Below are 12,229 nucleotides of genomic sequence, written 5' to 3'. Positions count from 1 at the left end.
ATTAAGTATTTCTATTGCAGCAATAATATTAGCCGCTGGACGGGGTGAAAGAGCAGGATCTCCCCATAAAATTCCAAAACAATATCGGCTTCTAGGACAAAAGCCAATTATTTATCATACCGTGCATTGTTTTTTGCAGCATCCAGCTATCACAACAATTATTCTTGTTATTCATCCAGAAGATCGTCAAATCTGTGAACAAGCTATTGACGATTTTAAAGAGCGCCTTACTATCGTTGAAGGAGGCAATACACGTCAAATCTCTACCTTATATGGACTTCAGGCACTCAAAAAATTTGCCCCCCAATATGTGCATATTCATGATGGTGCACGCCCTTTTATCGAAAACAAGCTTCTTAATAACATTCACAACACTATCACGCCTCAAGAAGGTGTTCTTCCTGTTCTGCCCATCTCTGATACCCTTAAACGTATAAATAATCAGCATGTTTTAGAAACAATTCCCCGTACCCATCTTTATAGTGCACAAACTCCACAGTGTTTTCCCTTTGAACATATCTTAGCGGCCCATAAACAAGCAAAACAAGCTTGCAAACAAGAATTCACTGACGATTGCGCAATTGCCGAATGGTTTGGAATTCCTATGCGTACCGTTCCTGGGGATCCTAACAACATAAAAATTACATGGCATGAAGATTTTAATGCTGCACATTTATATCTCCAAAAGAAAATGCAAATATTTCCTGATATTCGCACCGGCAATGGTTATGATGTTCACTCTTTTGAGGATGGTGATTTTCTTATATTATGTGGTATAAAAATTCCTTTTCATAAAAAATTAAATGGACACTCCGATGCGGATGTTGCTCTTCATGCATTAACAGATGCCCTTCTTGCAACTCAAGGTGCTGGAGATATCGGTACACATTTTCCTCCCTCTGATCCTCAATGGAAAAATGTATCATCAGAAATTTTTCTCCGTCATGCTCTTGATATTATAAAACAAGCAGGTGGTCGTATCGCCAATGTTGATATCACAATTATCGCTGAAAATCCTAAAATTAGTCCATATCGTCATGCCATGACAGAAAATCTTATAACAATACTTGCAATAACACCTGATCGAATCTCTATCAAAGCAACAACAAATGAAAGGCTTGGATTTATTGGTCGTGGTGAGGGAATTGCTGCTCTTGCAACAGTGAGCGTCCTTTATTCAGGAGAAATTCCCCAATGACATATCTTTGTGAAAAACACGCACATGAAGTCCTTAATACCTTTCGCCAAAAAGGTTTGCTGTTAACAACTGTAGAGTCTTGTACAGGGGGACTCATTGCTGCATGCCTCACAAATATAGCAGGATCGTCAGATGTTCTCGATTGTGGATTTGTTGTTTATTCAAATGAATCCAAAACACGCCTTGTTGGCGTTTGTGCTGAACTTATAAGAACCCATGGTGCCGTTTCAAAAGAAGTTGCTCTTGCAATGGCTGAGGGTGGATTAAAACATTCACAAGCTGACATTGCAGTTTCTGTAACAGGAATTGCTGGTCCAGGAGGTGCAAGTCTTGATAAACCTGTAGGACTTGTGCATTGCGCAGTTGCTTACAAAAACCACTCCCCCCTGCACAAAGAAATGCACTTTGCTCATCTTAGTCGCAATGCTATCCGCCACGCAACTGTTGAAAATGCTTTTAAAATGATTCTAGAATTGCTTCACTGAATTCCCCATACTAATTTCAAAATTCTTTATTCCCCATCGTGTCTATAATCGTCAACATCTTGAAAAAATTTTATTGTATCACAACTTGAAAATGAAAGATCTGAATAGCGTAAAGTTATCTCACTTCAGTCCTGTGTAGGTTGAATTAATCAAATTTATTCACTTGCACGCCACAAGAGAAAAAACTGTATAAATAAAATGATTAAAGAAAGAGACACTTGTACTTCTCTTAAGTGCTAAGAGCTGGCGCGCAACATCTTGAGAGATAGCAAATAAATGATGCAGGAGGACTTCTTCATAAGTGTACAGATGTAGATTTTATATACTTTTACGAGAATCTATACTATTTATTATGAGCACTATTATGAAATGGGTATGACGCAAGCAGGTTCTATTTGGGCGTTTTGTTTAACGAGTGTGCATCCATTAAAAAAAAGAGAAACAAAAGCATGAAGCTGTGCATCATCTTCATCATTATGCTTTTGAAAGCTGAATTAAAAACAAATAGTAAAGATGGAAACCGGTTTTCACCTTCACGCTGTTTAAGCAATAGGTATTGTTAAAAAATAACAGAATAGACTATGTTACCGTAGAGCCATAAATCTGATGCGCACGCTTCTCAAAAGCCTCGGTAAATTTACGAAACGCAATATCAAACATTGAGCCCATCACTAATCCAAGCGTTTTACTTTTAAATTCATAATCAATAAAAAACTCTATATTACATGCATTGGTATTCTCAATATCATGAAAGGCCCAACGATTTTCAAGATATTTGAATGGACCATCAATATATTTAACTTCTATAAGACTTTTTTCCGGCTGAAGAAATACTTGAGTCGTAAAAGTTTCACGAATAATCTTATAGCCAACGGTCATATCTGCAAGAAGCAATATTTTTTTTCCATATTCTTTTCGAGAACGTATTATTAAAGACTCACACATTGGTAAAAATTCAGGATAACGCTCAATATCTGAAACCAGATCAAACATTTCACTGGCACTATGGGTGATCTGCCGATGTATTGTAAAAATCGGCATAATTATCTCTGTAAGGAAAATTTTTCATCACGCGCTTTTTGCAAAATGGCAAAATCATCTCCAGCATGATGAGATGAACGCGTTAGAGGATTGGAGGCCATATGTAAAAATCCTTTTACTTTACCAATCTTGGCAAAAGACTCAAATTCTTCAGGAGGCACAAAACGAACAACTGGATGATGTTTTCGTGTAGGCTGCAAATATTGTCCAATTGTCATAAAGTCAACATCAGCAGCGCGCAAATCATCCATCAATTGCAAAACTTCATTTCGCTCCTCCCCAAGGCCAACCATAATTCCCGATTTTGTAAAAATTGTTGGATCAAGTTCTTTAACACGTTGTAATAAACGAATTGAATGAAAATAACGTGCCCCTGGACGGACCTTCAAATATTTAGAAGGAACTGTTTCTAAGTTATGATTAAAAACATCAGGCTTAGCAGCAACAACAACTTCTAAAGCGCCATCCTTATGACGAAAATCAGGTGTAAGAACTTCAATTGTTGTCTTAGGAGTTTTTTGACGAATCGCATAAATAACTTTTGCAAAATGCTCAGCACCACCATCAGCAAGATCATCACGATCAACAGATGTAATGACAACATGTTTTAATTCCATCCTTGCAACAGCATCAGCGACACGTTCTGGCTCATTATCATCAACGGCAAGTGGAATACCTGTTGCAACGTTACAAAAAGCACAAGCACGCGTACATATTTCACCTAAAATCATAAAGCTAGCATGCCTCTGGCTCCAACATTCGCCAATATTAGGACAACCAGCTTCTTCACATACAGTCACTAACTTATGCGTACGTACAATACCATGTGTTTCCTTATAAATTGGTGATGTTGGCGCTTTTACACGAATCCAATCTGGCTTTTTTTGAACGCTTGTATCAGGACGATGTGCCTTTTCAGGATGACGCAATCGTCTATTTGCAACTCTATCAACAACCGTAACCATTTAAGCCTTTGCCTTATAAATACGAAGTAACAATCAAAAATATAAAATTTTTCATACAATCCAGTCATCAAGCGTTTAAAACTTGACCATAAGCATCTAATACACTTTCTTTCATCATTTCCGATAAGGTCGGATGTGGAAAGATAGTATGCATTAATTCTTCTTCTGTTGTTTCAAGATTCATAGCAATAACAAAACCCTGTATCAATTCTGTTACCTCAGCCCCTACCATATGGGCCCCGAGAAGCTGTCCTGTTTTTTTATCAAAAATCGTTTTTACTAACCCCTGATCTTCACCCAAAGCAATCGCCTTACCATTCGCAGCAAAAGAATAACGCCCAATACGTATATCATAACCTGCTTCTTTTGCTGCCGCTTCTGAAAGCCCTACAGAGGCAACCTGTGGTGTACAATATGTACACCCTGGAATTTTTCTTTTATCAAGCGGATGAGCACTCTTCAAACCTGCAAGATGCTCAATACATATCACACCTTCTTCTTCTGCTTTATGGGCCAACATAGGAGGACCTGCTACATCACCAATAGCATAAATGCCTTCCACCCCCGTCCAACTCCATTCATCAGTTACAATGCACCCGCGATCGGTTTTTATTCCCAAAGCTTCTAAACCAAGATTCTCAATATTACCTTGCACCCCAACAGCGGAAATCAACCGGTTAACAGTCATTGACTCTATTTTACCTTGAACATCAATATGTACACTTACAGAATCGGAAGATTTTTCAACCTTTGTTACTTTTGCTTGACGAAGAATGCGTAAACCTTTTTTCTCTAACTGTTTACGAGCAAACGTTGAAATTTCAATATCTTCAGCAGGCATGATATGGGGCATCATTTCAACAACAGTTACTGTCGCCCCCATATCATGATAAAAAGAAGCAAATTCAATGCCAATAGCCCCAGACCCTATAACCAAAAGCGATTTTGGCATTGCTGGCGGTATCATAGCTTCAAAATAAGTCCAAATGAATTTTCCATCTGGCTCAATACCAGGAAGGACACGAGGACGTGCGCCCGTTGCAATAATGATATGCTTTGCTTGATAAGTTCCCTCCCCTAACGTCCCTTTAGGGACTGGATTTTGCGGTTGCATAATCGGTTTGGAGGATGAAGAAACCATAATTTCCGCAGGAAGGCTTCCCTTTGCTTCTTTAGTAAGCTTTGCTTCACCCCAGATAATATCAATTTTGTTTTTTTTCATTAAAAAACCAACACCAGCATTTAAACGTGCTGAAACACCCCGTGAACGTGCCACAACATCTTTGATGTTTGCCTCAATTGAACCATTAATTTTTAATCCATAATTTGTCGCATGTTCAGCAAAATGTTTCATTTCCGCTGAACGTAGAAGGGCCTTTGTTGGAATACATCCCCAATTTAAACAGATCCCTCCCAAATGTTCACGTTCAACAATCGCAGTCTTAAAGCCACATTGTGCTGCACGAATTGCGGTTACATATCCGCCTGGACCTGATCCAATCACAATTACATCATAAAGATTTACCACAGTAATTCCTCCATGGATATATATAAAATGGATATGCATTTTTTGAACTTAAGTCTGTAAAAAAACATGAGAGAATTATCTTATGTCTTTGCTTTAAGCTTCACGCAAATGCTTTATCCAAACCAGAAATAGCAATAACATTGCTCTTTAAACTCTTTAAATTTGTTTCTATTCTCTTAACACGCTTTCTCACAATTTACGTGAAGAACTGTTAAACAGTTCAAACCAACATTGCTAATGGATTTTCAATCATCTTCTTAAAAGTCCGCGCGAGCTCTGCTGCTAAAGCACCATCGACAGCACGATGATCCGCAGAAAGCGTAACTGACATAACTGTCGCAACAACTAATGCACCATTTTTAACAACGGCGCGTTGCTCCCCTGCACCAATCGCAAAAATCGTCGCATGCGGTGGATTAAGAATAGCCGAAAAACTTTTTATACCATACATCCCCATATTTGATACAGCTGTTGTTCCACCCTGATATTCTTCCATTTTTAACTTGCCCTCGCGCGCACGCTTTGCAAAATCCTTCATCTCTTTGGAAATAAGTGATAACGGCTTTTCCTCTGCATGGCGAATAATCGGTGTAATTAATCCATTGGGAATAGAAACAGCAACCCCAACATCACAATGTTTATGATGAAGCATCCCGCCTTCAAGCCAAGAAACATTCGCATCAGGAACCGCTTTCAAAGAAAGTGCGACAGCTTTGATCACCATATCATTAACAGAAAGCTTATAAGTAGGCTGAGTTTCTTCCTGCCCCTTAACCATTGGAGCAGCAGCATTTAGTTGTGTACGCAGTGCTAATAGCGCATCAAGTTCACAATCTACCGTTACGTAGAAATGTGGGACTCTCTGTTTTGATTCCACCAAACGTGTCGCGATTGTTTTACGCATATTACTATGGGGAGCGAAGCTATATTCATCCTCTTTGAAGAGTTTCAATATCTGTTTGTCCGAAGCACCTGTAGCTATTAGCTCCCCTATCGATGATGAATAAGACACTTTAGACATATCGCTGCTCACAGCTTTTTCTACATCGCGCTTAATAATACGCCCATGCGGACCACTTCCAGAAATAAGGGATAAATCAAGACCTGCCTGAGATGCTAATCGCCGCGCTAAGGGAGAGGCAAAAAGACGAGCTTCCTTTTCATCTTGCTGTATTAATTGCCCAGTTGATGATTCATGAGACATTTTTATTCCCTTTGAGTCCGTCTGTTTCAGAGAATCTGTCTGTTTGATGCCCTCTGGTTTTTGTCTTGTAGAAGAAGAGATTTCTTCTGCAACTTTTGCAGCTTCAGCTAAATCTTCACCTTCTTCTGCTAAAACAACAATTAAAGCATTTACTTTAACGCCTTGTGTTCCAGCAGGAACAACAATTTTAGCAACCCTACCTTCATCAACGGCTTCGACTTCCATTGTCGCTTTATCCGTCTCAATTTCAGCAATAACATCACCAGAGGAAACCTTATCTCCCTCCTTAATATTCCATTTTGTTAAATTTCCCTCTTCCATCGTAGGGGAAAGCGCTGGCATTGTAATTTTAATGGGCATTATGCTTTCCTCCGTTATGCTCTGTATGTCACAGCCTTAACGGCCTCAATAATTTCAGCAGTATTAGGCAAAGCCAACTTCTCAAGATTAGCGGCATAAGGCATCGGAACATCTTTACCAGAAATCGTAGCAATTGGCGCATCAAGATAGTCAAAAGCCTGCTGCATAACACGCGTTGCTATTTCAGTTCCCACAGATGACTGAGGAAATCCCTCTTCAATTGTGACCAAACGACCTGTTTTTTTAACTGACGAAAGAATTGTTGGAAGATCCATCGGGCGAATGGTTCGTAAATCAATCAATTCAACATCAATACCAAGTTTTTCAATTTCTGGTAACGCTTGAACAGCATAATGCATCCCAATTCCACATGCAACAATCGTCACATCTTGTCCAGACTTATGAATACGTGCCTTACCAATAGGCAAAAGAAAATCATCCAGTTGAGGAACATCAAATTGATGCCCATACAAAATCTCATTTTCAAGGAAAATAACAGGATTATCATCACGAATAGCAGATTTCAGCAAACCTTTTGCATCTGCAGCACTATAAGGCATGACAACTTTCAGACCTGGTACATGACTATACCATGCAGCATAACATTGAGAATGTTGAGCACCAACACGGGCAGCCGCGCCATTGGGACCTCGGAAAACCATAGGAGCGGTCATTTGTCCACCAGACATATAACGTGTTTTGGCTGCTGAGTTAATAATTTGGTCCATCGCCTGCATCGCAAAATTAAATGTCATAAACTCGACAATAGGACGTAACCCACCAAAAGCAGCCCCAACAGCCAGCCCAGCAAAACCGTGCTCTGTAATTGGGGTATCAATAACTCGGCGTTCTCCGAATTCTTCCAACAAACCTTGACTAACCTTATAGGCACCTTGATATTGCGCGACCTCTTCCCCCATGAGAAAAACTTTTTCATCACGCCGCATTTCCTCAGCCAAAGCCTGATTAAGTGCTTCACGAACTGTCATTGTAACCATTTGTGTTCCCGCTGGAATATCAAAATTAAGAGATGTATCAAAAGTAGGAGCAGCCTGCGGAACTGACAAAGGCAGAGAAAGAGCAGATTCCTTAGTTTTTTGTGCTGTATCAGTAGGTTGCGAAATATCCTCAGCACGCTCACCTTCTTCTAACAAAATTGCAATAACAGTGTTAACCCTTACGCCTTCTGAACCTTCAGGCACAAAAATTTTACCAAGAGTACCTTCATCAACGGCCTCTACTTCCATTGTAGCCTTATCCGTTTCAATTTCAGCAATAACATCGCCAGAGCTAACCTTATCACCTTCTTTCTTGAGCCATTTAGACAGTTTACCTTCTTCCATAGTTGGTGAAAGCGTCGGCATCAAAATATCAATAGACATACTTGCTTCCCTCGCATCAAACTAAAATATCAGTATAGAGCTCAGAAGCATCTGGCTCTTGATCACTTTGTGCAAAATCTACCGCATCAGCAACAATTGCACGGACCTCTTTCTCAATAGATTTTAAATCGTCTTCGCTCGCCCAATTTTTTTTAAGAATCCGACTTTTTACTTGATCAATCGGATCGTGCTCCTCTTTTATTTTTTGGACTTCTTCCTTTGAACGATATTTTGCTGGATCAGACATGGAATGACCACGATAGCGATAAGTCTGCATATCAAGAATGATCGGTCCTTTACCTGAGCGTGCCCAAGAAATTGCTTCATCAGCAGCTCCTTTTACTGATCGAACATCCATACCGTCAACAACAATACCTGGAATTTCAAAAGAAAGACCACGTCGGGAAAAATCAGTTTCTGCAGATGCACGTGAAACTGACGTTCCCATAGCATACTGATTGTTTTCAATAATATAAACAACAGGAAGCTTCCAAAGTGAAGCCATATTAAAACTTTCGTAAACCTGCCCCTGATTTGCAGCACCATCACCAAAATAAACCAATGTCACATTATCTTTACCAAGGTACTGATTCGAAAATGCCAAACCTGAACCAATTGGAACCTGCGCACCAACAATACCATGTCCTCCATAAAAGTTCTTTTCTTTAGAGAACATATGCATCGAGCCACCTTTCCCTTTGGAAAAGCCACCTTGACGTCCCGTTAATTCTGCCATGACACCACGTGGGCTCATCCCAACGGCTAACATATGACCATGATCACGGTAAGACGTAATAACCTGATCACCTTCTTTTGCCGCTTTCAATGTTCCTATAACAACGGCTTCCTGACCAATATAAAGGTGACAAAATCCCCCAATAAGCCCCATACCATAAAGTTGTCCTGCTTTTTCTTCAAAACGGCGAATTAAAAGCATTTCACGATAGGCATCAATTTCTTCTTCTTTTGTAAAGTCTGCTATTGGTGCTTTCTTTGTGGTGCTTGATAATGCAGTGCGCGCCACCGACGCAGAATTTTTTTTAAGTCGTTCTGCCATATTAAACTCCCTTTTATGATTATTTAGGAATAACCTTTACGAACAAAAGTTACAAGCCTTATCAATCGGCTTAAACAATATCATTGCTGATTGTTGTTTAAATTAAGCGATTTTTCATTTACCTTTGGTATCATTTCAAGGTATTAAGATTGTCAGTTCATTTGGCTTAGAAAAGTTCAAATTCTTTCGGACATACTCATCCAGCATATCTTTTTCTATATGTCCATTGCGTAAAAGAGAAATACGCTTTTCCATGAATATCCGCTCAGCTTCTATTTTATGAAGCTCCTTTTCTAATTCGCTAATATGCTGATTAACTTCACTGCGTGAATACAATCCATACTCACCATGATAAATGTGATAACTGAAATAGCTTAAGACTCCCACCGTCATAAGAGGTAGTACAAAGCGCACTTTGATTGATCGACGTTTCTGCTTTGTCCACATAAAATAGCACAGTCTTTACAGCACAAATTTCTTAATATTTTGCCCAACTATGCATGATTTTGATTAATACCTCATTACCAAATCTACACCAAAATAATTTGTTATTTCAATTTATCCCCCCCTTAATACGATCAAAGTAAGTTGAATGCCTCACTTTTTATATTTTGGATATCCTCTAATTTGTAGCTTTTTTCCTAAAATTTCCTATTAAAATGAAGATAAAATCAACGGTATCCCCTATGCTTGGTGGTTTTTTCCTAACCAATTCCAATCCTCAAATTGATAACGCTTATCATCACCTCCCAAAACGAAATAAACCCCTTGATTTTGAACAATAATTTTACTCTTCATCCTTACCCACGCTCCTTATGTGTTATTCATAAAGAGATTATTTCTAATTTGATAATATGCGGATTAACCTCACGGTGTAAATACAATTTGTAGCAGCCGTAATAAACGTGAAATTAGGATAGTTTGGAGCCTCCAATAATCCAATGCTATCCACTGCTATAAGCAGAAAAATAATGCACGCCTTAATTAATTTGCGTCTTTTCTTTACCCGTATAAAATAGCATTGCCTTTTTCAATACTTTTACTTAGCTATACATGTTTTTTAATATCTCATATTAAATAAATATAGTACAATAATTTCGCATAATGCAACTTAATTATTTATAAAAATAAAAAGCGAACTGAATTACTTTCTCTTTATTATAAAATTTTTAAAAATCTGTAATCTGATTCCCATCTTTATCCGTAAATCTTCCTCCAAGAATGACTATAAAATCAACAACTGCCCAAATTCCGGTAATTATCAATCCAAACAATGATAAAGATAGAACCAGCATTAAAGCACCAGTCCTAACTTTACCAACCATAAAGCGATGGACACCAAAGATACCTGCAACCCAACAAAGCAGTGCGAACATTATCTTTGTGTTCTCTGTACCTAATCTCAACAATGGAAAAACAGAACTGACAACACCCCCTTCATAGACAAAATCAACAGTATCACCAATCCTTGGTGGTTTCTTTCCCAACCAATCCCAAGTCGCAAACTGATAACGCTTACCGTCATCACCCGAAACGAGATAATTTCCTTGATCTTGAGTAATAATCACACCTCTCATCTTAATCCCTATAAATTTAAATACCTATAAAATTACTATGCATATGTCTTTGATAAGAAATCTCAATTTCATAATCTAAATGATCTTATACTTTCATATTTTTTGCTCACAACCACGATATAAATCACCAGCATAATGCGCTTGGGCTCCTAGCATTTCTTCAATACGAATAAGTTGATTGTATTTTGCTAATCTATCCGAACGTGCAAGAGAACCTGTTTTAATTTGTCCACAATTCGTTGCAACAGCAAGATCTGCAATGAAAGAATCCTCTGTCTCGCCTGAACGATGAGATATAATGGCACGATAACCTGCTTTATGTGCTACTTCTACAGCATCAAGTGTTTCACTCAATGTACCAATTTGATTAACTTTTATGAGAATAGAATTGCCTACCCCCATTTTGATACCATCACGCAAACGTGCTGAATTCGTTACAAACAAATCATCGCCAACAAGCTGACATTTTTCTCCAATTGTGTCAGTAAGTAGCTTCCAACCTTCCCAATCATCCTCTGCCATTCCATCTTCAATTGTAATAATAGGATAATTTTTCACAAGCTGCGCTAAATAATCTACCTGCTCTTGGGTGTCACGGCATTTCCCCTCACCTTTATAAAAATACGAACCATTTTTATAAAATTCGGTTGAAGCACAGTCTAAACCAATGGCAATTTGTTCACCTGGTTTATAGCCACATATCATGATAGATTCCATAATAAAATCAATTGCTTGATCAGCACTTTTAAATTGAGGAGCAAAACCACCTTCATCACCAACATTGGTATTATAACCCGCATCTTTTAAACGCTTTTTCAATGCATGGAAAATCTCAGCGCCATAACGGATAGCTTCTTTTACAGTAGGAGCTCCTATAGGAATAATCATAAACTCTTGAAAATCAATCAAATTATCAGCATGAACACCACCATTAATAATATTCATCATGGGGGTTGGAAGAATATGCGCTTGTGTACCACCAATATAACGATACAAAGGTAAATTTAATGAATCCGCAGCTGCTTTTGCAACAGCTAATGAAACACCAAGAAGTGCATTGGCACCAAGACGGGCTTTGTTTGGCGTTCCATCCAAAGCAATCATTGCTTGATCAATAGCAATTTGATTTGTTGCATCCCGCCCACCAAGTTCTTCAAGAATTTCGCCATTAACTGCAGCAACCGCTTTTTCAACACCTTTCCCTTGATAGCGCAAACCACCATCACGAAGCTCTATAGCCTCGTGTGCTCCTGTTGAAGCTCCCGAAGGAACCAGAGCGCGACCAAAAGCTCCATTCTCCAAATGAACATCAACTTCTACCGTTGGATTACCACGGCTATCAAGAACTTCACGCCCAATGATATCGACAATTATAGTCATATGTGTTTCCTTATCCAATAAAAGTCTCGATTCATTTATAATGCCCTATTAA

Annotated in this window: 11 protein-coding genes; 2 read left to right on the top strand and 9 right to left on the bottom strand. The window is 38.7% G+C overall.

Annotated features, from left to right (window positions below; genetic code table 11):
- The first annotated feature begins 7 nt into the window (after positions 1–7).
- Together ACFINH_RS01345 and ACFINH_RS01340 are read left to right on the top strand one after the other, a co-directional pair.
- Positions 8–1,198 carry a bifunctional 2-C-methyl-D-erythritol 4-phosphate cytidylyltransferase/2-C-methyl-D-erythritol 2,4-cyclodiphosphate synthase gene (locus ACFINH_RS01345; RefSeq protein WP_375631815.1) on the top strand — a complete coding sequence of 397 codons (1,191 nt, stop codon included), beginning with the start codon at positions 8–10 and terminating at the stop codon, positions 1,196–1,198.
- Complete coding sequence (locus tag ACFINH_RS01340; RefSeq protein WP_375631780.1) at positions 1,195–1,683, top strand: CinA family protein; 489 nt, start codon at positions 1,195–1,197, stop codon at positions 1,681–1,683. The genes ACFINH_RS01345 and ACFINH_RS01340 overlap by 4 nt, the downstream gene beginning before the upstream one ends.
- 579 nt (positions 1,684–2,262) lie before the next feature.
- On the opposite strand, the gene ACFINH_RS01335 is transcribed toward ACFINH_RS01340, so the two are convergent.
- The 9 genes from ACFINH_RS01335 to eno all read right to left on the bottom strand — a co-directional run bounded on the left by ACFINH_RS01335 (position 2,263) and on the right by eno (position 12,177).
- Positions 2,263–2,724 carry a type II toxin-antitoxin system RatA family toxin gene (locus tag ACFINH_RS01335; protein ID WP_375611274.1) on the bottom strand — a complete coding sequence of 154 codons (462 nt, stop codon included), beginning with the start codon at positions 2,722–2,724 and terminating at the stop codon, positions 2,263–2,265.
- A 2-nt stretch (positions 2,725–2,726) separates the two neighbouring features.
- Positions 2,727–3,689, bottom strand: coding sequence for a lipoyl synthase (gene lipA, locus ACFINH_RS01330; protein WP_375611273.1), 963 nt, complete (start codon positions 3,687–3,689; stop codon positions 2,727–2,729).
- 67 nt (positions 3,690–3,756) lie between these two features.
- On the bottom strand, positions 3,757–5,217 hold the full coding sequence (gene lpdA / locus ACFINH_RS01325; protein WP_375631778.1) for a dihydrolipoyl dehydrogenase: 1,461 nt from the start codon (positions 5,215–5,217) through the stop codon (positions 3,757–3,759).
- Between the two features lie 220 nt (positions 5,218–5,437).
- Entirely contained in the window at positions 5,438–6,781 is a 1,344-nt protein-coding gene (locus ACFINH_RS01320; RefSeq protein WP_375631776.1) for a pyruvate dehydrogenase complex dihydrolipoamide acetyltransferase, read from the bottom strand.
- A 14-nt stretch (positions 6,782–6,795) separates the two neighbouring features.
- The gene (locus ACFINH_RS01315; protein WP_375631774.1) at positions 6,796–8,163 is read right to left on the bottom strand and encodes a pyruvate dehydrogenase complex E1 component subunit beta; all 1,368 of its coding nucleotides are present in this window, start codon (positions 8,161–8,163) and stop codon (positions 6,796–6,798) included.
- A gap of 16 nt (positions 8,164–8,179) precedes the next feature.
- Positions 8,180–9,220, bottom strand: a complete 1,041-nt coding sequence (pdhA, locus tag ACFINH_RS01310) for a pyruvate dehydrogenase (acetyl-transferring) E1 component subunit alpha (RefSeq protein WP_375617693.1) — start codon at positions 9,218–9,220, stop codon at positions 8,180–8,182.
- Between the two features lie 135 nt (positions 9,221–9,355).
- Positions 9,356–9,667 (bottom strand): septum formation initiator family protein, encoded by a 312-nt coding sequence (locus ACFINH_RS01305; protein ID WP_012754998.1) that lies wholly within the window; start codon positions 9,665–9,667, stop codon positions 9,356–9,358.
- Between the two features lie 722 nt (positions 9,668–10,389).
- The gene (locus tag ACFINH_RS01300) at positions 10,390–10,797 is read right to left on the bottom strand and encodes a TM2 domain-containing protein (RefSeq protein WP_375631772.1); all 408 of its coding nucleotides are present in this window, start codon (positions 10,795–10,797) and stop codon (positions 10,390–10,392) included.
- A 93-nt stretch (positions 10,798–10,890) separates the two neighbouring features.
- Complete coding sequence (gene eno, locus ACFINH_RS01295; protein WP_375631770.1) at positions 10,891–12,177, bottom strand: phosphopyruvate hydratase; 1,287 nt, start codon at positions 12,175–12,177, stop codon at positions 10,891–10,893.
- Positions 12,178–12,229 lie beyond the last annotated feature (52 nt).

The organism is Bartonella sp. AA74HLJMH (genome assembly GCF_042197045.1).
Taxonomy (GTDB): Bacteria; Pseudomonadota; Alphaproteobacteria; order Rhizobiales; family Rhizobiaceae; genus Bartonella.
The sequence above is the reverse complement of the archived record's forward strand: the minus strand, read 5'-3'. Positions and strand labels throughout refer to the sequence as shown.